Source organism: Streptomyces sp. NPDC001732, assembly GCF_053596315.1.
The window spans coordinates 112454-136124 of record NZ_JBSFFY010000016.1 but is presented as its reverse complement, the minus strand read 5'-3'; the positions used below and the strand labels follow the sequence as shown (position 1 = coordinate 136124).

General features: G+C 71.0%; 19 protein-coding genes. 11 read left to right on the top strand and 8 right to left on the bottom strand.

Features of this window, described 5'->3' with window-relative positions; genetic code table 11:
- The first annotated feature begins 122 nt into the window (after nucleotides 1-122).
- Together ACWCXX_RS18455 and ACWCXX_RS18450 are read left to right on the top strand one after the other, a co-directional pair.
- A complete protein-coding gene (locus ACWCXX_RS18455) occupies nucleotides 123-521 on the top strand; it encodes a hypothetical protein (protein WP_451128403.1) in 399 nt (132 codons plus the stop codon).
- Between the two features lie 35 nt (nucleotides 522-556).
- Nucleotides 557-1225: a DNA alkylation repair protein gene (locus ACWCXX_RS18450; RefSeq protein WP_451128402.1), complete on the top strand. Its 669-nt coding sequence runs from the start codon at nucleotides 557-559 to the stop codon at nucleotides 1223-1225.
- A gap of 165 nt (nucleotides 1226-1390) precedes the next feature.
- Here ACWCXX_RS18450 and ACWCXX_RS18445 read toward each other — a convergent pair whose 3' ends face one another.
- Nucleotides 1391-2596 (bottom strand): cytochrome P450, encoded by a 1206-nt coding sequence (locus ACWCXX_RS18445; protein WP_451128400.1) that lies wholly within the window; start codon nucleotides 2594-2596, stop codon nucleotides 1391-1393.
- A 200-nt stretch (nucleotides 2597-2796) separates the two neighbouring features.
- Between ACWCXX_RS18445 and ACWCXX_RS18440 the strand changes: the two genes are divergently transcribed.
- Nucleotides 2797-3477: a MarR family transcriptional regulator gene (locus ACWCXX_RS18440; RefSeq protein ID WP_451128399.1), complete on the top strand. Its 681-nt coding sequence runs from the start codon at nucleotides 2797-2799 to the stop codon at nucleotides 3475-3477.
- 51 nt (nucleotides 3478-3528) lie between these two features.
- Here the strand turns inward: ACWCXX_RS18440 and ACWCXX_RS18435 are convergent, their stop codons facing one another.
- Entirely contained in the window at nucleotides 3529-4821 is a 1293-nt protein-coding gene (locus ACWCXX_RS18435; protein WP_451128397.1) for an MFS transporter, read from the bottom strand.
- 190 nt (nucleotides 4822-5011) lie between these two features.
- Here ACWCXX_RS18435 and ACWCXX_RS18430 point away from each other — a divergent pair, with 190 nt between their 5' ends.
- Nucleotides 5012-5947 (top strand): LysR family transcriptional regulator, encoded by a 936-nt coding sequence (locus tag ACWCXX_RS18430; RefSeq protein WP_451128395.1) that lies wholly within the window; start codon nucleotides 5012-5014, stop codon nucleotides 5945-5947.
- Nucleotides 5948-6011: 64 nt separating this feature from the next.
- Here ACWCXX_RS18430 and ACWCXX_RS18425 read toward each other — a convergent pair whose 3' ends face one another.
- The 3 genes from ACWCXX_RS18425 to ACWCXX_RS18415 are packed head-to-tail and all read right to left on the bottom strand — an operon-like array spanning nucleotide 6012 to nucleotide 8206.
- On the bottom strand, nucleotides 6012-6338 hold the full coding sequence (locus tag ACWCXX_RS18425; RefSeq protein WP_451128393.1) for a sulfurtransferase TusA family protein: 327 nt from the start codon (nucleotides 6336-6338) through the stop codon (nucleotides 6012-6014).
- Between the two features lie 7 nt (nucleotides 6339-6345).
- The gene (locus ACWCXX_RS18420) at nucleotides 6346-7626 is read right to left on the bottom strand and encodes an MFS transporter (RefSeq protein ID WP_451128391.1); all 1281 of its coding nucleotides are present in this window, start codon (nucleotides 7624-7626) and stop codon (nucleotides 6346-6348) included.
- A gap of 34 nt (nucleotides 7627-7660) precedes the next feature.
- Nucleotides 7661-8206 carry a DinB family protein gene (locus tag ACWCXX_RS18415; protein ID WP_451128389.1) on the bottom strand — a complete coding sequence of 182 codons (546 nt, stop codon included), beginning with the start codon at nucleotides 8204-8206 and terminating at the stop codon, nucleotides 7661-7663.
- A gap of 190 nt (nucleotides 8207-8396) precedes the next feature.
- Here ACWCXX_RS18415 and ACWCXX_RS18410 point away from each other — a divergent pair, with 190 nt between their 5' ends.
- A complete protein-coding gene (locus ACWCXX_RS18410; RefSeq protein WP_451128387.1) occupies nucleotides 8397-9371 on the top strand; it encodes a LysR family transcriptional regulator in 975 nt (324 codons plus the stop codon).
- 172 nt (nucleotides 9372-9543) lie between these two features.
- On the top strand, nucleotides 9544-10050 hold the full coding sequence (locus ACWCXX_RS18405; RefSeq protein WP_451128385.1) for a hypothetical protein: 507 nt from the start codon (nucleotides 9544-9546) through the stop codon (nucleotides 10048-10050).
- A 288-nt stretch (nucleotides 10051-10338) separates the two neighbouring features.
- Here ACWCXX_RS18405 and ACWCXX_RS18400 read toward each other — a convergent pair whose 3' ends face one another.
- Both ACWCXX_RS18400 and sigJ read right to left on the bottom strand, forming a co-directional pair.
- Complete coding sequence (locus ACWCXX_RS18400) at nucleotides 10339-10590, bottom strand: hypothetical protein (RefSeq protein ID WP_451128383.1); 252 nt, start codon at nucleotides 10588-10590, stop codon at nucleotides 10339-10341.
- Between the two features lie 123 nt (nucleotides 10591-10713).
- Nucleotides 10714-11739 carry an RNA polymerase sigma factor SigJ gene (sigJ, locus tag ACWCXX_RS18395; protein ID WP_451128381.1) on the bottom strand — a complete coding sequence of 342 codons (1026 nt, stop codon included), beginning with the start codon at nucleotides 11737-11739 and terminating at the stop codon, nucleotides 10714-10716.
- A 138-nt stretch (nucleotides 11740-11877) separates the two neighbouring features.
- Here sigJ and ACWCXX_RS18390 point away from each other — a divergent pair, with 138 nt between their 5' ends.
- Nucleotides 11878-12300, top strand: coding sequence for a hypothetical protein (locus tag ACWCXX_RS18390; protein ID WP_451128379.1), 423 nt, complete (start codon nucleotides 11878-11880; stop codon nucleotides 12298-12300).
- Between the two features lie 570 nt (nucleotides 12301-12870).
- Nucleotides 12871-14904, top strand: coding sequence for a M4 family metallopeptidase (locus ACWCXX_RS18385; protein ID WP_451128377.1), 2034 nt, complete (start codon nucleotides 12871-12873; stop codon nucleotides 14902-14904).
- Nucleotides 14905-15001: 97 nt separating this feature from the next.
- Here the strand turns inward: ACWCXX_RS18385 and glgP are convergent, their stop codons facing one another.
- Nucleotides 15002-17665: an alpha-glucan family phosphorylase gene (gene glgP, locus ACWCXX_RS18380; protein WP_451128375.1), complete on the bottom strand. Its 2664-nt coding sequence runs from the start codon at nucleotides 17663-17665 to the stop codon at nucleotides 15002-15004.
- Nucleotides 17666-18252: 587 nt separating this feature from the next.
- Here glgP and ACWCXX_RS18375 point away from each other — a divergent pair.
- The 3 genes from ACWCXX_RS18375 to ACWCXX_RS18365 all read left to right on the top strand — a co-directional run bounded on the left by ACWCXX_RS18375 (nucleotide 18253) and on the right by ACWCXX_RS18365 (nucleotide 23664).
- Nucleotides 18253-20322, top strand: a complete 2070-nt coding sequence (locus ACWCXX_RS18375) for an alpha-1,4-glucan--maltose-1-phosphate maltosyltransferase (protein ID WP_451128373.1) — start codon at nucleotides 18253-18255, stop codon at nucleotides 20320-20322.
- Nucleotides 20319-22025 carry a maltose alpha-D-glucosyltransferase gene (gene treS, locus ACWCXX_RS18370; RefSeq protein WP_451128372.1) on the top strand — a complete coding sequence of 569 codons (1707 nt, stop codon included), beginning with the start codon at nucleotides 20319-20321 and terminating at the stop codon, nucleotides 22023-22025. The genes ACWCXX_RS18375 and treS overlap by 4 nt, the downstream gene beginning before the upstream one ends.
- 238 nt (nucleotides 22026-22263) lie before the next feature.
- Entirely contained in the window at nucleotides 22264-23664 is a 1401-nt protein-coding gene (locus tag ACWCXX_RS18365; RefSeq protein ID WP_451128370.1) for a maltokinase N-terminal cap-like domain-containing protein, read from the top strand.
- Nucleotides 23665-23671: the final 7 nt, after the last annotated feature.

The following is a 23671-nucleotide window of genomic DNA, read 5'->3' as shown; positions in this document are numbered from 1 at the left end:
CGCGCAGAAGAACTGTCACGCGGAGATCGCGGCCTGACAGGGCAATTCCAGGGCCGTCCCCGCCGTCAGGCGGAACCGAACGTGTCGGCGGCGGGGCGTCGTCGGCCATTGGAGTCGTCCGCATGACAGCACCGGTGATCCGAGCGGTCGAGGCGGACGGGACGGCCCGGGACGACCCGTCCGAGGGGAGGCTGTACGACCTGCCGGCCGACATGAACCTCACCTGGCCGTTCGTCGTCGTGAGCCGGCTCGACGCGGAGCCCGAGGGCCGGCACTACATGCAGGTGTACCTCAGCGACGACCTGAGCCATCAGGTGGAGTACCGCGAGGGAGGGTCGGACCGGCACTTTCGGGCAGGGGGTGCCCCGCGACCGGGGGATTTCTCGACGGAGCCCGTGGCCAAGGTGGTTCAGGACTGGGCCTTCGGACGGCCCGGCCGGCGCGAGGCCCTTTCCTGGGTTCCGTGGTCGCCCGAGGAGTCGTGCGCCCGCCACCACCCCCTCGCGCCCCCGCACCCGTAGGCTGAATTCCGTACGCGACGGACAGGGAGGCTGCGGTGGCCGGGACGACGTTGGCCGAGGTGAGGGCCGAGCTGGCCGGGCTGGAGGACCCGAAGGTCCGCGCGGTGAACGAGAAACACGGCGACGACCACGGTGTGAACCTCGGCAAGCTGCGCGCGCTCGCGAAACGGCTGAAGACGCAGCGGGAACTCGTCCGCCCGCTCTGGGAGACGGACGACACCGCGGCGAAGCTGCTGGCGATCCTGATCTCCCGCCCGAAGGAGTTCGTGCGGGAGGAGCTGGACGCCATGTTGCGTGAGGCACGTACCCCCAAGGTGCACGACTGGCTCGTGAACTACGTGGTGAAGAAGAGCCCGCACTGCGAGGAGTTGCGCCTGTCCTGGTCCGCCGACCCGGACCCGGTGGTCGCGAGCGCCGGTTGGGAGCTGACCGCCGAACGCGTGGCGAAGAAGCCCGAGGGCCTCGACCTGGCCGGGCTGCTCGACACCGTCGAGGCGGAGATGAAGGACGCCCCGGACCGCCTGCAGTGGGCGATGAACCACTGCCTGGCGCAGATCGGGATCGACCACGCCGCGTACCGCGCCCGCGCGATCGACATCGGTGAACGCCTGGAAGTGCTCAAGGACTACCCGACTCCCCCGGGCTGCACATCACCGTACGCGCCCGTCTGGATCACCGAGCTGGTGCGCCGGAAGCAGGGCTGAGGAAACGGCTCGACGGTTCGACGGCTCGACTGTCCGGCGGGTGGCGGGTGGTGGGTGACGGGTGACGGATGGTGGACAGCTGACGGCGAGGGGCGGGCCGGCCCCGTCTCGACAGCCCGGCCCGGCCCCGGCACGGCAGTCCGGCGAACGACGCCCCTCCCCCCGTCACGCGTCCCAGGCGACCGGGAGGCTCTTCACCCCGTAGATGTCCGCGGTCTCCGGACGCAGGGCGACCTCCTCGGGCGGTACGGCCAGCCGCAGCGTGGGGAATCGGTCGAGCAGTGCGGGGAACGCGACCCGCAGCTCGACGCGGGCCAGTTGCTGCCCCAGGCACTGGTGGATGCCGTGTCCGAAGGCGAGGTGTCCGACGCTCTGCCTGCCGAGGTCGAGCACATGGGGATCGGCGAAGCGCTCGGGGTCGCGGTTGGCGGTGTTGTACGACAGGATCACCGGCGAACCGGCCTCGATGACCTGCCCGCCCACCTCGACGTCCTCCAGCGCCGTCCTCATGAACGTCTTGGCGACGGCGAGGTACCGCAGCAGCTCCTCCACGGCCCGGTCCGTCAGCCCGGGATCGGCGCGCAGCGCGGCCAGTTGTTCCGGGTGGCGCAGTAGTGCGAAGGTGCCGAGGGCCAGCATGTTCGCGGTGGTGTCGAGCCCGGCCGCCAGCAGGATCAGGGCCATCCCCTGCAGTTCCTCGTCGGTCAGGTCGCTGTCGGTGAGGTCGCTGAGCACGTCGTCGGTGGGGTTCGCGCGTTTGGCGGCCACCAGCTCCGCGAGGTAGTGCTGGGTCGCGGTGTAGGCCGCCACCAGTTCCTCGTCGCTCGCCTCCCCGTTCATGAACGAGTAGACCTGCTCCTGGAAGGAGCCCCGGTCCTGGTACGGCACCCCCAGCAGCTCGCAGATCACGACGGCGGGGACGGGGTTGGCGAACGCGGTCACCAGGTCCGTAGGCGGCCCGGCCTCCTCCATGGCGTCCAGGTGCTCGGTGACGATCTGCTCGATGCGCTCGGTGAGCAGCCGCATCCGCCGTACGGTGAACCTGCCCACCAGCGGCTTCCGGTAGCGGCTGTGCCGGGGTTCGTCCATGAGGAGGAACTCGCCGGGCGGCGCCGGGGGCGCCTTCATGTCCCCGTAGTCGATGGTCGGATGGATCATCAGCTCCTTGCGCGAGCTGAACCGCGAGTCGGCCAGGACCGTCCTGACCAGGTCGTATCCGGTGACCAGCCAGCCGGGCCTGCCGCCGGGGAAGGTGTAGCGGCTGATCGGGCCGTGCTTCCGGGCGTCGACCAGCTCCGTCGGCGGGTCGAAGGGGCAGCCGGGCCGACGCGCCGCCGGCATCGTCGTGACGGTGTGCAGCAATTCATCCATGACCATTCCCCCGTCTCGCGATATTACGCGTTTTACGATGCTCGAAAGCTACGCCGCCTCCTGAAAGCATGTCAATTACCGGAATTTCGTTTGTGCAGGTCAGAGTGTGCAAATTGATGCAATGACGCTGAGCTCGAATGCAATACGGCGTTGCAATGGATGACGGCAAAAGCAATACTGACGGCATGCCAGGAGGACGGTTGACCCAGCAGGACCGCCGGCGCATCGCGGCCGGAATCGCCGAGGGGCTCTCCTACGCCGAGATCGCGAGGCGGCTCGACCGGCCGACCTCGACGATCAGCCGGGAGGTCGGACGCAACGGCGGCCCCGGCGACTACCGGCCCCAGCGGGCGCAGCAGGCGACGACCCTGCGGGCGCGACGCGGCACCCCCGCGCCCCCACGCCCCCCAGCATCTGCGCACGCGGCCGGACCGTCGGGCGACGGCGGGGCGAAGGAGGAGATCCTGGAGATGGCGGTCCGGGCGGGGCTGCCGAGGATGACGGCGCGCGTGCACCTCGACCTGTTGCAGTCCGAGGACGGCAGGCGCACCGCGGCCGAGCTGACCCGCAGGCTGAAGGTCAGCCCCGCTTCCGTCTCCGTGTCCGTGAACTACCTCGTCCGGCACGGCTACGTCCGGCGCGAGCGCGATCCGAAGCGGCGCCGCGACGTCTACGTGATCGACGACCAGGCCTGGTACCGCTCCGTCGTGATCAGCGCGCGGCAGACGCTGGAGACGGCGCGGGTCGCGATGGCCTCGGCGGAGGAGTCCGCGCCCGACGACCCCGTGGGGCAGCGGATGGCCAGGACGGGGGCGTTCCTGGAGCGGATCAGTCTGGACATACTGGAGTCGGCCGACCGCTGGCGCACCCTCCTGACGTGAGGGGGCAGGTATGGCTCAACCCTGGTCGTCCGGATGAACTTTGACGTCACGTCAAAGACGGTCCGGTACCACCTTCGCCCCCGGCGTCGGCCCTGTTCCCGCCTCCGCCCCCGCATCCGGCTCCGGCTCGGCGGGACGGGTCGACGTGCGGCGAGGGAGCAGCAGCGGGGTCGCCAGCAGGAGCACCCCGGCCAGCCCGATGGCCGTACGCGGGCCGAGCAGCCCGCCCAGCACTCCCCAGAGGGCCGTCAGGAGCGCGGTCGAGCCCTTGGCCGTCACCGACCAGGCGGTCAGGGTGCGGGTGACCCGGTCGGCCGCGGTGCGTTCGAGCCGGTAGGTGGCGCAGACGGGGTTGAAGATCCCGCAGCAGAGGATGAGGCCGAGTTCGACGCCGATGACCAGCAGCAGCCCTCCGGTGCCGGGGCTCAGGAAGGCCAGGCCGATGGGCCAGATCGCGCGCAGGGTCCCGCTCCCGGCCAGGACCCGGTGCTGTCCGAACCGGGTGACGAGCGGTCGGGCCAGTCGCGAACCGATCAGTCCGCCGATCGCGGGCGCGGCGAAGGCGAGGCCGTACTGCCACGGGGCGAACCCGAGCCGGCCGAGCATCAGGACGGCCAGCAGTGGCTGGGTGGCCATCACCAGACCGTTGAACAGGGTGGTGTTGAAGAACAGCGGACGCAGTGTCGCGTCGGCGAGGACGTACCGCCAGCCGTCGAGCAGGTCCCCGGCCCGCATGCGTGCGGCCTTCCGGTGCTCGGGCCGCGGCTCGTGCCCGCCCGCAGCACGGATGCCCAGGGCCGAGAGCAGGTGGCTGACCGCGTCGGCCGCCACCGTCGCCACCGGACCGAGGAGCCCGATCATCGCGCCGCCGAGCGGCGGTCCGACGATCGTGGTCGTCCAGGAGGTGGACTCGAACCGGGCGTTGGCGACGAGCAGGTCCTCGGCCGGCAGCAGTGTCTTCAGGTACGCGCCGGAGGCGGCACGGAAGGTGATGTCGGCCGCCGCGACGACGACCGAGACCAGCAGGAGCTGGAGGAAGCTGAGCACACCGAGCGCGAACGCGGCGGGGATCGTCAGCAGCGCCGCGAACCGCACCAGGTCCGTCGCGATCAGCACCTGCCGCTTGCGGCGGAACTCCACCCACGGACCGAGCGGCACCGCCACGGCCGCGCCCACCGCCGCCCCCGCCGAGGAGAGCGCGGCGACCTCGGCCGGTCCGGCGTGCAGCACCTGGACGGCGATCAGCGGAAACGCGCCGAAGGCGAGCCACGTGCCGAGCGCGCTGGTCCCGTACGCCCCCCAGAGCCACCCGAACCGCCGCCCCAACCGGTGCCCGCTCCTCATACCCGACACCTTTCGCCCCTCGCCCCTCGCCGCCCGCCGTCCGCCGTCCGCCGCCCGTCACTCGTTGTCCGTCACCCGCCCGCACAACCGATCCGCGACCGAAGGCATCAAAGCGAACACCGCACCCGGGGATCAAACAACCGAATGACCACCGGGCCACAACCAATGGTTGTGACCGTAGGGTGCCGCCATGGATCTCGAAGCCGTCCGTACCTTCGTCGCCGCCGCCGACGCGGGGCAGTTCCAGGAGGCCGCCGCCGAGCTGTCGGTCACCCAGCAGGCCGTCTCCAAGCGCATCGCCGCGCTGGAGCGCAACCTCGGCGTGCGGCTGTTCACCCGCACCCCGCGCGGCGCCGGGCTCACCATCGACGGGCAGGCGTTCCTGCCCCACGCGCGCGAGCTGCTGCGCGTCGCCGAGCGCGCGGTCACGTCCGTGCACACCGGCCGCCGTCCACTGCGTGTCGACGTGATCAACTCGCGCGGCGCGGCGACGGGCCTGATGCGCGACTTCCACCGCACGCATCCCGGGATCGACCTCGACGTGGTGATGCTGTTCGACATCGAGAAGGCCGTCGCCGCGATCCGCTCCGGCACGATCGACGCGTCCTTCCGCGCCGTCGCCGCGCCCGGTCGGCCCCTGCCCGAGGACATCGAGTCGGTCCGGGTCCTCGACGAACCGCTCCAGCTCCTCACCGGCCCCGCCCATGCGCTGGCGGGTGCCCGGTCGGTGACCGTCGACCGGCTCGTCGGGCACCGGATCTGGATGCCCGGCATCGTCCCCGGTACCGAGTGGGGCGCCTACTACGACGACCTCGTCGCCGAGTTCGGCCTCACCATCGAGGCCACCGGCCCCAACTTCGGCTCCGACGCGCTGCTCGACACCATCGCCGACACCCCGGCCCTGGCCACCTTCATGGGCGGGCGGACCCGCCTCGTCTGGCCCGCCGGTCACGGTCTGCGACTCATCCCGGTGACCGACCCGATGCCCGTCTACCCGCACTCGCTCCTCTGGCACCGCGACAACCCCCACCCCGCGTTGGCCACTCTCCGCGCCCACCTCGCCGCCGCGGCGACCGGCCACGACGCCGCCGGGACCTGGACGCCGGACTGGGTGGTTCCCCTCTGAACGGGGCAACCCCGAACAGGGCAACGGGACGACGGGGGCACGTGTGCCCCGGTGGCGCCGGAGGTCACGGGGCGGCCGGATGCCAGGGCGCGTCGGCCCGGGTGGGCAGTGCGTCGGAGGCCAGCCGGAGCGCGAACACGGGCTGCTCGACGCCGGGGACGGGGACGGGGCCGAGGTAGTGGTGGCCGGTCATGTGGCACCAGGCGGGCAGGTCGAGAGGGGCGGCCGGGTCGGTGGCGACGACGTGGACGACGGTGCCCGGCTCCGCTTCGTCGATCTGCTTGCGCAGGCGCAGCAGAAGGGTGACGCAGAGCAGGCCGGTGCCGTCGACGGTGATGTCCGGCGCGGGGATCTCGGGGTTCTCGGAGATCTTGGGGTTCTTGGGGTTCATGGCTGGCTCATCGGCGGTAAGCGGTGGTGGCGACGGCGGGCAGGAGGGCGAGGGAGAGAATGCCACCGGTGAGGGCGAGGGCCGGGTAACTGGTGGCGGCAACCATGATGCCGGAGGCCATGCCGCCGGAGGCTCCTGCGACGGCGATGGAGACGTCGACCATGCCCTGGGTCTTGGCGCGGTCGGCGAGCGGGACGGTGTCGGTGATGATCGCGGTGCCGGCCACGAGGCCGAAGTTCCAGCCGAGGCCGAGCAGGGCGAGGGCGAGCGCGAGGAGGGCGACGGAGTCGCCGGGCGCGACGGCGGCGAGGAGGCCGGCGCTCAGGAGGGTGAGGCCGGAGGCGGCGGCGATCTTCATGCGGCCGTAGCGGTCGACGAGCCAGCCGGTGAGCGGCGAGGGCAGGTACATGGCGCCGATGTGGATGGCGATGACGAGGCCGGAGGCGGCGGTGCCGTGGCCGTGGTCGTGCATGTGCACCGGCGTCATGGTCATGATCGCGACCATGACGAGCTGGGTGAGGATCATGACGAGCGCGCCGATGACGACGCCGCCACGGCCCTCGCTCGGGTCGGTGGTGGCGGCCGGGCCGGTCGCGGCGTCGGCTTCCTCGGCGCGGGCGACGGCGCGGGCCAGGAGCAGCGGGTCGGGCCGCAGCCACAGGGCGAGGACGAGTGCGGCCAGGGCGTAGGCGGCGCCGGAGAGGATGAAGGGTCCGGCAAGCCCGGGTATGCCGAGGTGTTCGGCGAAGGTGCCGGTGGGGGCGGCGAGGTTGGGTCCGGCGACGCCGCCGAGGGTGGTGGCGACCAGGACGGTGGAGACGGCGCGGGCGCGGTGACCGGGTGCGGCGAGGTCGGCTCCGGCGTAGCGGGCCTGGAGGTTGGTGGCGGTGCCCGCGCCGTAGACGAACAGGGCTGTGAACAGCAGGGCCGGGTTGTCCAGGACAGCGGCGGCGATGACCCCGGCCGAGCCGATGGCGCCGGTGAGGTAGCCGGTGGCGAGGCCGGGGCGTCGGCCTCTGGCCTGGGAGATGCGGCCGACGGCGACGGCGGCCAGCGCGGATCCGGCGGTGAACAGGGCGCTGGGCAGCCCGGCCAGGCCGGTGGAGCCGAGCATGTCCTGGGCGAGGAGCGCGCCGACGGTGACACCGGCCGCGAGCCCGGCACCGCTGAGGATCTGGCTGGCGACCAGGACGGCGAGGGTGCGGCGCTGCACCTCGGCACGGGAGGACGTAGGGGAGGACGGGTCGGCGGCGATGGCCGGGCCGGTGCCGGTGCCGGTGCTGGTCACGGGGCGGCCCTCATCAGCGGATGTCCCGGATATCTCAGGCATCCCAGATGTCCCGGATATCGAGGACGAGGTACCCGTCGAGACGGCGTACGCGGTCGCCGTCGGGGTCGGGCGGAAGCACATGGCCGAGCTGTTCTGCGCGGACTTCGCCGATCCACTGGTCGTGCTGGTACTCGTGGTTGATGAGCGTGGTGAGCAGGTGGGTGGCGACGATCGTGAGCTGCTCGGGGGCCGCGACCCGGCCGGCGGAGATGTCGCCCATGCGGGCGTGCACGCGTTCGGCGACGGTGTCACGGAACGCGGTGAGCCGTTCGACGGTGGGCAGGGCGCCGCGGAACTGTTCGGGGTTGGCCGAATCCATCAGGGCGTCGAGGGCCGGGTCCGGGCTGGGCTCGGCCGCGGTGAGGTTGCGGACCATGAAGTGGGCGACGTGGGCCTGGTGGCCCAGGTGCCAGCCGATGGCGCTGGAGTTCTCGTGCGGACGCCAGGTGACCTCGTCCGGGGTGAGGTCCCTCCACAGGTCGTCGGTGTAGGCACGGGCGCGGTCGTACTCGCGCAGCAACGTGTCGATCCGGTGCATGGTTTCGCCTTTGCTTCGGGTGCGGGAACGGCAGTTGTCACGGTGACCGCACTGGGGCATGAACACTCTCCTCGGCCAAGAAGTCGGCCAAGAAGAATGAAAGATCCAAAAATATCGAAAAGGAACAGAAAAGAACGGAAGGGAAGCAGGTGCCACCGTAGGGTGCCCTCCGCTCCTCCGGTAGAGGATCATGAGGGATGGGGGTATAAGCGACGGCTATGACCAGGAGGAGGACGGCATGAACATCGAGGGGCTGCGCTACGCCAGGGCCGTCTCCCGGACCAAGTCGTTCAGCTCGGCCGCCCGAGCCTATGGCGTCACCCAGCCCGCCCTGTCCAGCGGCGTCGCACGGCTGGAACGGGAACTGGGCGTGACGCTGTTCGAGCGCTCGCCGCGCGGGGTCAGGCCGACACCGGACGGGGCACGCGTCCTGCCCATGATCGACGAGGCCCTCGGGGCTCTCGACGCGGTGATCGCCGAGGCCCAGCGGCTGGCCCGTCCGGTCCCCGACACGATCCGCATGGGCCTGTCTCCCCTGATCGGGGCCGATCTGGTGGGCCGCGCCTTCGACGCCGCCCGCAGCCTGGACCGCCCTCGCGACCTGGTCCTGCGCGAGGCGGATCTCGCGCACCTGCGCAAGGACCTCCAGGAGGGCCGCCTGGACATCCTGCTGGTGCCCGCCGTACAGGCCACGCCCAATTTCCGGCACCGCGTCATCGCCCGCGAGCCGGTCGTGGTGATCGACTCCACCACGTCCCGGGCCGGCCATCCGGTCGAGCTCGACGCCGCAGCCGACGCCGCCTACATCCTCGTGCCCGACACCTGCGGGCTGACCGCCTTCACCACCGAACTCTTCCGCAGCCACGACCTGGCGCTGCGCGCCTACCCCGGCGAGGCGTCCAGCTACCGCGTGCTGGACGAGTGGGCGCGGATGGGGGTGGGTGCCGCGCTGCTGCCCCGGTCCAAGACCACCGACGCGCACCCCGGCCCCCGCCCCCTCGTCCGGGCCGGGGCCCCCGTCGAGATCGCCTACGAGGCCGTCTGGGACAGCAGCGCTCCTCTCGCCACCGACCTGGAGGACTTCGCCGCGGCCATCGCCCAGGCCGAGGACCCGCCGACCGACCGCGCGCACCACCCCGCCGGGAACGGGAATCCGGGCGATTGACAACGGTTGTTGCCAACGACCATCGGCAATGGTTACTGGCAACGGTTATGACTCCATCACCCCGGCGCCGCCGCCGAGCCGTGCGGCACGGGTCCTGAAGCGCGCCCCGGGCCGGAGAGGGCCTATCCTCTGCCGGTCAACCACGTTCTGTTAGCAGGAGGTTCGTTCCCTGATGACTACGTCGTCCCGTGACTCGATGCTGGAGCTGTTGTCGGCGGACGGGCCTGATCCGGACCACGCGGAGGCGATGATGCTCTACGGCCGACTGGTCGGAACGTGGAACATCAGCAACCGGTACCGGTTCGGCGACGGCCAGTGGCGTACCGCAGCGGGCGAGTGGCGTTTCGGCTGGGCCCTGGGCGGGCGGGTGGTGCAGGACGTGCTCTTCTGCCCGGAGTTCCACGGCCGGTACCCCGGCACCACCGTCCGCATGTACGACGTCACGACCGGACTGTGGCAGATCACATGGATCTCGCCGAAGCTTCCTTCGTACTTCTCCCAGGTCGGCCGGTCCGACGGCGCGGGCGGGATGATCCAGGACGGCATCGACTCCCAGGGCAGGCGCTCGCGGTGGACGTTCACGGACGTCACGCCGACTTCTTTCCACTGGCAGGGATTCAGCGCCGCCCCCGACGGCGAGTTCGAGTTGTTCCAGGAGATGCACGCGACACGCCGCTAAGGGGTGTCCCGTAATGCCTGGTGGATCAGCGCGCGGCGTCGGATGCGGTGCATCGCAAGGCGGAGGGGCGCCCGCATACTGGATGTATTCGGGCGTTCCGACAACGCGGCGAGGATGGGGTCTCCCCTGCTCGAGCGCAGCCGAGAGCTCGGGGAAGTGGCTGTCGTCGTGCGCCCGCCAGGTATTGCGGGACACCCTTGGGCGGGCATTCATCACGGCATCACCGTGGCATCCATCGCAGCACCGCCCGGCGGGGAGGCCCCGGATCACGCTCGCTGGACCCGGCGGTCAGACGGCGCCGGACTCTCCGGCCTTGACGCCCGCCATGAACGAGGCGGCAGAGGCGTTCAGTACGGGGCCGTCGAACCGGGCCGAGGCGCGTGCCACCGCCTGTTGCGGGGTGAGGAACGGGCCGACGTGGGTGACGATCGACCGGCCCGCTCGGGCCGTGCCGACCGTGTCGCCGGTGCCCTCGGGCGTGTGGTGCACCTGTACGCCCTCGGCCGGCGCCCGGTCGCTCTCGGCCTCGCCCAGCAGCACGTCGCACCCCGTTGCCGGCTCCGTGAGGCTCGCGCACGGAGCCGTTTCCCCGGAGTGGACCAGCGATCGTCCCCCGGTCTCGACGGGACCGGTCACGGCCGCCGTCCGAACTCGCCCGGGTGGTCACGGACCCACCGTGCGAACGCGCCGGGCTGCCGGCCGGGCGGGACTTCGAAACACGCCCTGGTCGGCGGGGGGTTGCGGTGTGCGGGTTCCGGAAGCCCGGTCGGCCCCGTCCGGTGTCCACAGGCGGAGCTTCTCCGGGTTGCGGACCACCCAGATCCGGGTGGCACGGCCGCCGGAGGCGTCGAACGCGGCCACGGTCGCGGTGACACCCCCGTGCTGGGCGATCAGACCGGGCGCACCGGCCACCGAACGCTCCAGGAGCCGCAGCCCCGGCGCCTTGTCGGCGATCGCGATCATGTACTGGGCGATGCGCGCGCCTCCCTCGACCGGGCGCAGTACGGTGCCGGCCAGGCCGCCGCCGTCGGCGGTCATCACGGCGTCGGGGTCGAGGAGGCCGACGAGGGCCGTGATGTCCTTGGCCTCCCACGCCTCCTTGACGTGCCGCACCACCCCGGCCCGGTCCGCCGTCGTCATGGTCGCCGGGGCGCGCTCGGCCCGCACCCGCCGCCGGGCCGAACTCGCCAGCTCCCGGCAGGCCCCCGGGGTGCGGCCGACGACCCCGGCGATCTCGGGAAAGGAGTAGCGGAACACGTCGTGCAGCACGAACGCGACCCGTTCGGCGGGCGTCATGGCTTCCAGCACGACGAGGAAGGCCATGGTCACCGACTCGTCCAGGGTGATCTGGTCGGCGGGGTCGACGGCGCCGGTGCCGCGTGCGCCGGCCCACTCCTCGCGGTCGGGCAGCGGTTCGGGCAGCCATGCGCCGACGTACCGCTCGCGCCGGGCCCGTGCCGAGCCGAGCACGTCCAGGCAGATGCGCCCGGTCACCGTCGTCAGCCAGGCGCCGGGAGACACGACGGCCTGCCGTTTGCCCTGCGGCTGCGCGTACCAACGGGCGTACGCCTCCTGCACGGCGTCCTCGGCCTCGGCCACCGAACCGAGCAACCGGTAGGCGATGTTGATCAGTTGGCGCCGTTCACCGGCGACTTCCGTCACGCTCCACCCGGCTGTTCCCCCACCCATCACCGCTCCCCCCTGGCCCGCAGCTCTCGCCTTGCATTTCGCGGGCCTGCGTCGTCGAACCGGTGAGACCTTATCGATCGACTGCTTCGGGCGCTTCGGGTACTTCCGGCGCTTCCGGGCGGACAAGGGGACGGCATCATGACCACGACGGCAACGACGACCACGGCAACTACGACTGCGGAGCCGACGGCCGCGGCACGGCGCGCCGCCACGTTCCTGCGGGCATCGGTCGCCCTGCAGACCCTGACCATCTTCCTCCAGGCGGTCAGCGCCGGCGTGCTGCTGTCCTCGTCACATGGTGAACTCCTGCACGGCATCGGGGCGCGCGTGATGTACGGGGCGTCGATGCTGTACCTGCTCGCCGCGGTGCCGGCCTGGCGGCCGGGCGGCGGTTCGCCCCGCCCCATCGGCTATGCGTCCGGCTTCCTCGTCCTCGCCTCGGCGCAGGTCGTCCTCGGCATCGCGCACGTCCCGTCGGTCCATGTCCCTCTGGGCGTCCTGATGTTCGGCCTGAGCGTGCTGGTACTGGTCCGCCGGGACACGGGAGCGGCACGCGGCTGAGAGGGGCCGCAACGTCAGGGGAGCCGGAGTCGTCGCTCCGTCAGGGACGTTACGAGCGGCCGGGTTTCGAGGGCGGCCGGGTTGCAAGAGGCCACCGGATGCCGGCACCCCGGCGGCCGGGCTTGAAGTCGCCGCCCGTCGCTCCGGGCGGTGTACGGGCGCCGTACACGAACGGGGCGGTCCGGGGCAGCGAAACGGAGGCATCGATGCCGGGCCACGCAACCCGGCCTTGATGGAAAGAAATCAGCCACATCCCTATGCCATCTCGGCCAGTCGGGAACGACCCCCTCCCCGCCCTCCGTTCGAACACGAGGGGCCGGGGTCCGACCTCGCCCCGCTCTTTGAATTCCGCCGGTGGGAGACGCTGTACACCATCACGGTGGTGACTCGTGAAACGTCCGCTTAACGAACATGACCTATCCGGCAACGAACGAATTCCGGCCAAGTTGTTGACGCGCTCCTGACAGAACCGCCCTCCGGCTGACAATCTTCACCCCGTTCTGCGCACTTCTCGTTCTCCATCGGACGGCTCACCGGCCGCCGTGACCCCCCATCGCAGAAGGAGTCCGCGTGAGATCCACGCCCAGCCGCCGCGCCACCGCGACCGGCGCTCTGATAGCCGCAGCAGCCCTCCTCGCCGTCGGCGTCCAGACCGGTACGGCCACTGCCACCCCCGGCAGCAACAACTCGGCGGTACCGGCGTACGCCGGCGTCGACCAGGGTTCCCTGGCCAAGCAGCTTTCCCCGTCCCAGCGCGCCGAGTTGATCCGCGAGGCCGATGCGACCAAGGCGGCCACGGCCAAGGAGCTCGGTCTCGGCTCCCAGGAGAAGCTCGTCGTCCGGGACGTCATCCAGGACAACGACGGCACCACGCACACGCGTTACGAGCGCACCTTCGCCGGACTCCCGGTGCTCGGTGGCGACCTGATCGTCAAGGAGTCCAAGGCCGGCAAGACCCAGGCCGTCACCAAGGCCTCCAAGGTGACCAGCGGTCAGCTGAAGGCCGTGGACCTGAAGGCGGACGTCGCGCCCGCCAAGGCCGAGAAGCAGGCCCTCGGCCTCGCCAAGGCCGACGGTTCGAAGAAGACCGAAGCCGACCGGGCCCCCCGCAAGGTGGTCTGGATGGCCCAGGGCAAGCCGCAGCTCGCCTACGAGACCGTCGTCGGCGGCCTCCAGCACGACGGCACGCCCAACGAGCTGCACGTCATCACGGACGCGGCCACCGGCGCGAAGCTGTACGAGTGGCAGGGTGTCGTGAACGGCACCGGCAACACCCAGTACAGCGGCCAGGTCACCCTCGGCACCGCCCCGTCGTACACGCTGACCGACACGGGCCGCGGCAACCACAAGACGTACAACCTGAACCACGGGTCGTCCGGCACGGGGACGCTGTTCACCAACTCCACCGACACGTGGGGCAACGGCAGCCCGTCGAACGCCGAGACGGCCGGTGCGGACGCCCACTACGGTGCGGCCGAGACCTGGGACTACTACAAGAACGTGCACGGCCGCAGCGGCATCCGCGGTGACGGTGTCGGCGCGTACTCCCGCGTCCACTACGGCAACGCCTACATCAACGCCTTCTGGCAGGACAGCTGCTTCTGCATGACGTACGGCGACGGCGAGGGCAACAACAAGCCGCTGACCTCGCTCGACGTGGCCGCGCACGAGATGTCGCACGGCGTCACCGCCGCCACCGCCAACCTCGTCTACAGCGGTGAGTCCGGTGGCCTCAACGAGGCGACCAGCGACATCTTCGCCGCCGCGGTCGAGTTCTACGCCAACAACGCGTCCGACAAGGGCGACTACCTCATCGGCGAGAAGATCGACATCAACGGCGACGGCACCCCGCTGCGCTACATGGACAAGCCGAGCAAGGACGGCGCGTCCAAGGACGCGTGGTACTCGGGCATCGGCAACATCGACGTCCACTACTCCTCGGGCCCGGCGAACCACTTCTTCTACCTGCTCTCCGAGGGCAGCGGCGCCAAGGTCATCAACGGCGTCTCCTACGACTCCCCGACCTCGGACGGCCTGCCGGTGACGGGCATCGGCCGTGCCAAGGCCGAGCAGATCTGGTTCAAGGCGCTCAGCACCAAGTTCACCTCCACCACGAACTACGCGGCGGCCCGCACCGGCACCCTCGCCGTGGCCGGTGAGCTGTACGGCACGACCAGCGCCGAGTACAAGGCCGTCGGCGACGCCTGGGCGGCCATCAACGTCGGCACCCGTGACGGCGGCACCCCCAACCCGGGTGGCAAGGTCTTCGAGAACACCACCCCGGTCGCCATCCCGGACGGCGGCGCGGCCGTCACCAGCTCGGTCAACGTCACCGGTGTCACCGGCAACGCGCCCAGCACCCTCAAGGTCGACGTGGACATCACCCACACCTGGCGCGGTGACCTGGTCATCGACCTCGTCGCCCCGGACGGTTCGACGTACCGTCTGAAGAGCGCCTCGATCAGCGACTCCGCGGACAACGTCAAGACCACGTACACGGTCAACGCGTCGTCCGAGGTGGCCAACGGCACCTGGAAGCTCAAGGTCCAGGACATCTACTCGGGCGACTCGGGCAAGATCAACAGCTTCAAGCTGACCTTCTGATCCCCGGAACCACCCGAACCACCCGAACCACCCCGCCGGGTACTCCCCGGTGACCACTGCCCGGCAGGAGCTCACGCCCCTGCCGGGCAGTTCCATGTCAGCGCATCAGCACGCCCGCGCCGTCCCCCGCCGCCTCCGCGGGCAGCGCCACCAGGCCCAGTTCCGCGCCGCTCACCAGCAGCGGATGGGCGGGCAGCACCCGCACCGTGTAGCCGTACGGCCCGGTGCGGTCGAGGGCGAGCGGCCCCTCGTAGAGCCAGCGGCCCTCCAGGTCCTGGCCCCCGACCGGCTTCAGCGGGAAGGTCCGGGCGTCCGAGATCCCGTCGGCGGCGTCCACCCGGCCGGCCACCGCCTGCACCTCGACGTCGTCCGGCTCCAGCACGCCGAGGGCCACCCGGACCCGCAGCGTCAGCGACGAGCCCAGCTCGGCCGAACCGTCCGCGGCGGTGGGTGCCACCGCCTCCACGTGGTCGATGCCTACCCGCGGCCAGGCCACCCGGACCCGGGCCTTCCAGTCGGCGAGCCGCCGCGCCGTGGCGGGGTCCAGCGCCCGCCGGGCGCGCGCGGCCGGCGCGTACAGCCGCTCCACGTACTCGCTCATCATCCGCCCCGCCAACACCTTGGGCCCCAGCGTGCCCAGGGTGCGACGGACCATCTCGATCCAGCGTTCCGGGAGCCCGGAGCCGTCCCGGTCGTAGAAGCGCGGCGCGATCCGGTCCTCGATCAGTGCGTAGAGGGCGCCCGCCTCCAGGTCGTCGCGACGGTCCTCGTCCAGGGCCGCTCCGTCGGCCGTCGGGATCGCCCAGCCGAAGTCCGGCTCGAACCACTCGTCCCACCAGCCGTCGAGGACCGAGAGGTTGAGGCAGCCGTTGAGCGCGGCCTTCATGCCGCTCGTGCCGCACGCCTCCAGCGGGCGCAGCGGATTGTTCAGCCAGACGTCGCAGCCCGGGTAGAGCTTCTGCGCCATGGCCATCCCGTAGTCCGGCAGGAACACGATGCGGTGGCGCACCCGGGGGTCGTCGGAGAACCGCACCAGCTCCTGCACCAGCCGCTTCCCGCCGTCGTCGGCGGGGTGGGCCTTGCCCGCGACGACGATCTGGACCGGGCGGGTCGGGTGGAGCAGCAGCTCCCGCAACCGGTCGCGGTCGCGCAGCATCAGCGTCAGCCGCTTGTACGAGGGGACCCGGCGGGCGAAGCCGATCGTCAGCACGTCCGGGTCCAGCACGTTGTCGATCCAGCCGAGTTCGGCCGCCTCCGCGCCCCGGGTCCGCCACGAGGCGCGCAGCCGCTCGCGCACCTCGGTGACCAGCCGGGCGCGCAGGGTCCGCCGCAGGTCCCAGAGTTCGCGGTCCGGGACGGCGGCGGCGAGGTCCCGGCGGCCGGGCGTGCCGTCGCGGGGATCGCCACAAGGGCCGCCGCGGGGGTCGTCGTAAGTGCCACCGCGGGGGTCGCCGTGGCGGTCGTGCAGCCGGAGGATCTCCGGCGCGACCCAGGTGGGCGCGTGGACGCCGTTGGTCACCGAGGTGATGGGCACCTCGGCCGGGTCGAAGCCCGGCCACAGTCCGGCGAACATCTCCCGGCTGACCGCGCCGTGGAGGGTGGAGACGCCGTTGGCCCGCTGGGCGAGCCGCAGCCCCATCACCGCCATGTTGAAGAGTCCCGGCTCGCCGCCCGGGTAGGTCTCCGTGCCCAGTTGCAGGACGCGTTCGACGGCCACGCCCGGGAGTTCTCCGTCGTCGCCGAAGTGCCGGGCGACGAGTTCGCGGTCGAAGCGGTCGATCCCGGCGGGCACGGGGGTGTGGGTGGTGAAGACCGTGCCCGCCCGCACGGACTCCACCGCGGAGTCGAAGTCCAGTCCGGTGTCGGAGAGTTCACGGATGCGTTCGAGTCCGAGGAAGCCGGCGTGCCCCTCGTTGGTGTGGAACACCTCGGGCTCCGGGTGTCCAGTGAGACGGCAGTACGTCCGCACCGCCCGCACGCCGCCGATGCCGAGGAGCATCTCCTGGAGCAGCCGGTGCTCGCTGCCGCCGCCGTAGAGCCGGTCGGTCACCTCGCGTTCGCCCGGCGCGTTCTCCTCCACGTCGGAGTCGAGCATCAGCAGCGGTACGCGTCCCACCCGGGCCTGCCAGATGTGTGCGTGCAGCGACCGGCCGCCGGGCAGGGCCAGCACCACCCGGCTCGGGGTGCCGTCGGCCTCGCGCATCAGGGCGACCGGAAGCTCGTTGGGATCGAGCACCGGATAGTGCTCCTGCTGCCAGCCGTCGCGCGACAGGCTCTGGCGGAAGTAGCCGTGCCGGTAGAGCAGGCCGACGCCGATGAGGGGGACGCCGAGGTCGCTGGCGGCCTTGAGGTGGTCGCCGGCGAGGATGCCGAGTCCGCCGGAGTACTGGGGCAGGGCCGCGGTCACCCCGAACTCGGGCGAGAAGTAGGCGACGGCGGACGGGAGTTGTGCTCCCCGGCCCAGCCGTTCCTGGTACCACCTGGGTCCTTCCAGGTAGTCGCGGAGGTCTTCGGACACCTCCGTCAGCCGGTGCAGGAACTGCTCGTCCCGGGCCAGCTCGGCGAGCCGGCCGGCGGACGCGGCACCGAGCATCCGCACGGGGTCGCACTCCGCCGACCGCCGGATCTCCGGGTCGATGGCCTGGAAGAGCTCACGGGTCTCGGCGTGCCAGGACCAGCGCAGGTTGCGGGCGAGGTCGCTGAGCGGTCGGAGGGGGTCGGGGAGGACGGGGCGCACGGTGAATCGACGGATGGCCTTCACGTGTCCCACCTTTACAGGGCACATGCGGATACGGGCGGACGCACCACGGTGTGCACCGCTCCGTCACCCTCGGCGACGGTGACGGCCCTGTGGCCTTGCGGCGCACTGGTCGGCGCTCGGCGCATTCGGGTCGTCACACATACGCCCGAGTGGTTCACAAATCACCGGATCGGCCCATCGGGAACCGTGGGAAAGATTCTCCCGGACATGTGCCGAGCACGCCCCGAGCGCACTCCGAGAAAATCCCGGACACCAGGCGAACACCACTCGAATGCGACGCAAATACAGCACGAATGCAGCAGGAATACGGCAGGAATTCAGCGAGGACTCGGCAGAGATCGGCGGGAAAACGAGACGTCCACATCCACCGGAGTGCATCCGGTTCACCTCCGCGAAGCACATCCGTACCCCCGCCTTTCGAGTGCCATTCGAGTGAATGCGGACAGGAGCGGCCCTGCCCACGCACCATCAGTCGTCCGTGGAGCGGCTAGAAAGGACGGAAACCAGTCGGTCGCGGTGCGCGTATTCCGCCCTCCGCCACTGTGTCGCGCCCCGTTCGATCCGAGCCCCAGTCCCCAGGTGATTCCATGATCGGTCGCATTCCCGTCCTCGACGTCCGCCCTCTCGTCGATTGCGGCAGAAGGCCCGCCAAGGCCGTTGCGGGTGAGACCTTCCAGGTCACCGCGACCGTCTTCCGCGAGGGCCATGACGCCGTCGCCGCCAATGCGGTCCTGCTGGACCCGAGCGGGCGCCCGGGGCCGTGGACGCCGATGCGCGAACTGGCGCCCGGCACGGACCGCTGGGGCGCCGACGTCACCCCCGCCTCCGAGGGCCGCTGGACGTACGTGGTCGAGGCCTGGAGCGATCCGGTCACCACCTGGCGGCAGCAGGCCGGGGTCAAGATCCCGGCGGGGATCGACACCGCGCTCGTCCTCGCGGAGGGCGCCGAGCTGTACGAGCGGGCCGCCTCCGGCGTACCCAAGCGGGACGGGCGCGAGGCGGTGCTGGCCGCCGTCGACGCGCTGCGCGACACCTCCCGTCCGGCCGCCGCCCGGCTGGCCGCGGCACTCGCCCCCGGGGCCCTGGCCGCGCTCGACCGCCATCCGCTGCGCGAGTTGGTCAGCGCCTCGCCCCCGCTCCCGCTGCTGGTCGAGCGCAGGCGGGCCCTGTTCGGCTCCTGGTACGAGCTGTTCCCCCGCTCGGAGGGCGCCAGGACCGAAACGGCCGCGGCGTCGGGGAAGACCGGACCGGGACCGGCCGGGACCGGCCGGGGCGGGACCGGACCGGCCGGGGCCGAAGCGCCCCCGGAGCGGATCGTCAGCGGCACCTTCCGCACCGCCGCCGAACGACTGCCCGCGGTCGCCGCGATGGGCTTCGACGTGGTCTACCTACCGCCCGTGCATCCCATCGGCACCACCCACCGCAAGGGCCCCAACAACTCGCTCTCGGCCGCCCCCCACGACGTGGGCGTGCCGTGGGCCATCGGCTCGGCCGAGGGCGGCCACGACGCCGTCCACCCCGACCTGGGCACGCTCGACGACTTCGACCATTTCGTCGCGACCGCCCATCGGCTGCGCATGGAGATCGCACTCGATTTCGCGCTGCAGTGTTCTCCCGATCACCCCTGGGTGGAGAAACATCCGGAGTGGTTCCACCATCGCGCGGACGGCTCGATCGCCTATGCCGAGAACCCTCCGAAGAAATACCAGGACATCTATCCGATCGCCTTCGACAGGGATCTGCGCGGACTGGTCGACGAGACCGTGCGCATTCTCCGTTTCTGGATGGACCACGGAGTCCGGATCTTCCGGGTCGACAATCCGCACACCAAGCCGGTTGTCTTCTGGGAAAAGGTGATCGCCGAGATCAACGGGACCGACCCGGATGTGATCTTCCTGGCCGAGGCGTTCACCCGCCCCGCGATGATGAAGACGCTCGCCGCCGTCGGATTCCAGCAGTCGTACACTTATTTCACCTGGCGCAACACCAAACAGGAAATCACCGAGTACGTCACGGAGTTGTCGGGGGAAACCGCTGCCTTCATGCGGCCCAACTTCTTCGTGAACACCCCGGACATCCTGCCGGGCCACCTCCAGGACGGAGGCCGGCCGGCCTTCGAGGCGCGCGCCGTCCTCGCGGCGACGCTCTCCCCTTCCTGGGGGATGTACGCGGGATACGAGCTGTGCGAGAACACCCCGTTGCGGCCCGGCAGCGAGGAGTACCTGGACTCGGAGAAGTACCAGATCCGCATCAGGGACTGGGAGTCGGCGGAGCGCGAGGGCCGTTCGCTGGCCCCGCTGATCACCTCGCTCAACCGCATCAGGCGCCGCAATCCGGCGCTGCAGCAGCTGCGCGACGTGCACTTCCACTCCACCGACAACGACGCCTTGATCGCGTACAGCAAGCGCTCGGGTTCGAACACCGTTCTGGTGGTCGTCAACCTCGACCCGCACCACACCCACGAGGCCACGGTCTCGTTGGACATGCCGCGACTCGGCCTCGACCGGCACGATCGCGTGCCGGTGCGCGACGAGCTCACCGGCGACACCTATCACTGGGGCAGGACCTTCTACGTGCGTCTGGAGCCCGGCGTCACGCCCGCGCACGTCGTCGTCCTGCGACCGTCCCCGCCGACCGGAGGGTCACCCACACCATGATCGTCAATGAGCCCGTCCACGACCTGTTCGAGGACACCCCGGCCAAGGACCGCGATCCCGACTGGTTCAAGCGCGCCGTTTTCTACGAGGTCCTCGTCCGGTCCTTCCAGGACTCCAACGGCGACGGCATCGGCGACCTCAAGGGCATCACCGCCAAGCTGGACTATCTGCAGTGGCTGGGCATCGACTGTCTCTGGCTGCCGCCGTTCTTCAAGTCTCCGCTGCGCGACGGCGGTTACGATGTCTCCGACTACACGGCCGTGCTGCCGGAGTTCGGCGATCTGGCCGACTTCGTCGAGTTCGTCGACGCCGCGCACCAACGCGGGATGCGCGTGATCATCGACTTCGTCATGAACCACACGAGCGACCAGCACGAGTGGTTCCAGCAGTCCCGCACCGACCCGGACGGCCCGTACGGCGACTACTACGTCTGGGCCGACGACGACAAGCAGTTCCCGGACGCCCGGATCATCTTCGTGGACACGGAGACGTCCAACTGGACCTTCGACCCGGTGCGCAAGCAGTACTACTGGCACCGGTTCTTCTCCCACCAGCCCGATCTCAACTACGAGAACCCGGCGGTGCAGGAGGAGATCCTGGCCGCGCTGCGCTTCTGGCTGGACCTCGGCATCGACGGCTTCCGCGTGGACGCCGTGCCGTACCTGTACCAGCGGGAGGGCACCAACTGCGAGAACCTGCCGGAGACGCACGAATTCCTCAAGCGGGTCCGCAAGGAGATCGACGCGCACTACCCGGACACCGTGCTGCTGGCCGAGGCCAACCAGTGGCCGGAGGACGTCGTCGACTACTTCGGCGACTTCCCGTCCGGCGGCGACGAGTGCCACATGGCGTTCCACTTCCCCGTGATGCCGCGGATCTTCATGGCCGTGCGGCGCGAGAGCCGCCACCCGGTCTCCGAGATCCTGGCGAAGACGCCGGAGATCCCGCAGAACTGCCAGTGGGGCATCTTCCTGCGCAACCACGACGAGCTCACCCTCGAAATGGTCACGGACGAAGAGCGCGACTACATGTACGCGGAGTACGCCAAGGACCCGCGGATGCGGGCCAACATCGGCATCCGGCGCCGGCTCGCCCCCCTGCTGGACAACGACCGCAACCAGATCGAGCTGTTCACCGCGCTGCTGCTGTCGCTGCCCGGCTCCCCGATCCTCTACTACGGGGACGAGATCGGGATGGGCGACAACATCTGGCTCGGCGACCGCGACGCCGTGCGCACCCCGATGCAGTGGACGCCCGACCGCAACGCGGGCTTCTCCTCCAGCGATCCGGGGCGGCTCTACCTCCCCACGATCATGGACCCGGTCTACGGCTACCAGGTCACCAACGTCGAGGCGTCGATGGCGTCGCCGTCGTCGCTGCTGCACTGGACGCGGCGGATGATCGAGATCCGCAAGCAGAACCCCGCCTTCGGTCTCGGCTCGTACAACGAACTGCCGTCGTCGAACCCGGCCGTGCTCGCCTTCACCCGGGAGCACGGGGACGACCTGGTGCTGTGCGTGCACAACTTCTCGCGGTTCGCGCAGCCGACGGAGCTCGATCTGCGGTCGTTCGGCGGACGCCATCCGGTGGAGCTGATCGGTGGGGTGCGCTTCCCCGCCGTCGGACAACTGCCCTATCTGCTGACGCTCGCGGGACACGGCTTCTACTGGTTCCGGCTGCGCAAGGACGCATCGCCGAACTGACCCGGCACCACGTCGCACCACCGCGACCGCGGGGCGGTTCCCGCCGCCCCGCACAGGGCAGTCCCCCGCGCCGGAACCCGCGCCGGACCCTGCCGGGCCCGTCCGTCGTCCCGGTCCCCCGGGTCGAGTCCGTACGGACCATCCTGACCCGACACGTCCCGCACAGCCGGACAGCAAATGCCGCAATCCGGGACACTCTCCGCATTCTGCGGTGTGCCCGGGGAAAGGACGCGACGCCATGTCGGAGGCTGTATCCACCCGGGTCGCCCCGGCCGACAGCACGGCCCTCCTCCCGTCACTCGTCCCCCTGCTGCACGAATGGCTGCCCCGGCAGCGCTGGTTCGCGGGCAAGGGGCGGCCGGTCACCGGCTTCTCGCTGGTGTCGGCGACCGAGATACTGCCGGTGGACACCGGCCCCGTCGCCGCCGGTACCGGCACCGGGCTGCTCCATCTGCTGGTCCGGGCCCATCAGCCGGCCATGCCCGCGCAGTCGCCGGACGACTGCTACCAACTGCTGCTCGGGGTACGGGCCGTGCTGCCGCCCCGCCTGGCACCCGCGCTCGTCGGGCACGTGACGACCGGCCCGCTCACCGGCCGCACCGTGTACGACGGGCTGCACGACCCGCGCCTCGCCGAACTCCTGCTGGAGCGGTTCCGCACCCCCGGCACCCTCGGCGCCCTGCGCTTCGACCGGGGCGACTCCCCCATCGCCGCCGGGCTGACGCCACGGGTGCTGGACACCGAGCAGTCCAACACCTCGCTCGTCTACGGCGACGCCTTCATCCTCAAGATCTTCCGCCGGGTCTTCCCGGGCACCAACCCCGACCTGGAACTTCCGCTCGCGCTCGCGCGCCAGGGCTGCGGACGGGTGCCCGCCCCCGTCGCCTGGTTCGAGGCCACGGCCCCCGAGCCGCTCACCCTCGGCGTGCTCCAGCCGTTCCTGAGCGGTGCGCAGGACGGCTGGCAGCTCGCCCTGCGGGCCCTCGCGGAGGGCCGCGACTTCACCGAGGAGGCCCACGCCCTGGGCCGGGCCACCGCCGAGGTGCACACCGCGCTCGCCGCCGCCCTGCCGACGCCCGCCCTGCACCGGTCCCAGACCGAACACCTCGCCGCCGCGATGGTGCGGCGCCTGGAGGCCGCCGCCCAGGCGGTACCGGCGCTCGTGCCGTACGTCCCGGGGCTGCGCGGCGCCTTCGACGCGGTGGCGGCGCTGGGGCACCGGGGGTGCGACCGGGCGGCCCAGCGGGTGCACGGCGACCTCCACCTCGGCCAGACCCTGCGCGCGGCCGACGGCTTCTGGTCGCTGATCGACTTCGAGGGCGAACCGGCCAGACCGCTGTCCGAGCGCCGCCGGCCGCGGCTCCCGGTGCGCGACGTCGCCGGGATGCTCCGCTCCTTCGACTACGCGGCCCGCTCGCACCGCCCGTGGAACGACGAGTGGGCGACCCGCTGCCGGACCGCCTACTGCGAGGGGTACGCCGGCGCCTCGGGCGCCGACCCGCGCGACGAGCCGGAACTGCTGCGCGCCCACGAGACCGACAAGGCCGTGTACGAGGTGCTGTACGAGGCACACCACCGGCCCGACTGGCTGCCGGTCCCGATGGCCGCGATCCACCGGCTGGCCGCGGGCGCCGACTGAGAGCCGG

Coding starts and splice junctions, on each gene's coding strand:
- ACWCXX_RS18455 (WP_451128403.1), top strand. CDS start 123: ATGACAGCACCGGTGATCCGAGCGGTCGAGGCGGACGGGACGGCCCGG.
- ACWCXX_RS18445 (WP_451128400.1), bottom strand. CDS start 2,596: ATGGATGAATTGCTGCACACCGTCACGACGATGCCGGCGGCGCGTCGG.
- ACWCXX_RS18435 (WP_451128397.1), bottom strand. CDS start 4,821: ATGAGGAGCGGGCACCGGTTGGGGCGGCGGTTCGGGTGGCTCTGGGGG.
- ACWCXX_RS18430 (WP_451128395.1), top strand. CDS start 5,012: ATGGATCTCGAAGCCGTCCGTACCTTCGTCGCCGCCGCCGACGCGGGG.
- ACWCXX_RS18425 (WP_451128393.1), bottom strand. CDS start 6,338: ATGAACCCCAAGAACCCCAAGATCTCCGAGAACCCCGAGATCCCCGCG.
- ACWCXX_RS18415 (WP_451128389.1), bottom strand. CDS start 8,206: ATGCACCGGATCGACACGTTGCTGCGCGAGTACGACCGCGCCCGTGCC.
- ACWCXX_RS18410 (WP_451128387.1), top strand. CDS start 8,397: ATGAGGGATGGGGGTATAAGCGACGGCTATGACCAGGAGGAGGACGGC.
- ACWCXX_RS18405 (WP_451128385.1), top strand. CDS start 9,544: ATGACTACGTCGTCCCGTGACTCGATGCTGGAGCTGTTGTCGGCGGAC.
- sigJ (WP_451128381.1), bottom strand. CDS start 11,739: ATGGGTGGGGGAACAGCCGGGTGGAGCGTGACGGAAGTCGCCGGTGAA.
- ACWCXX_RS18390 (WP_451128379.1), top strand. CDS start 11,878: ATGACCACGACGGCAACGACGACCACGGCAACTACGACTGCGGAGCCG.
- ACWCXX_RS18375 (WP_451128373.1), top strand. CDS start 18,253: ATGATCGGTCGCATTCCCGTCCTCGACGTCCGCCCTCTCGTCGATTGC.
- treS (WP_451128372.1), top strand. CDS start 20,319: ATGATCGTCAATGAGCCCGTCCACGACCTGTTCGAGGACACCCCGGCC.
- ACWCXX_RS18365 (WP_451128370.1), top strand. CDS start 22,264: ATGTCGGAGGCTGTATCCACCCGGGTCGCCCCGGCCGACAGCACGGCC.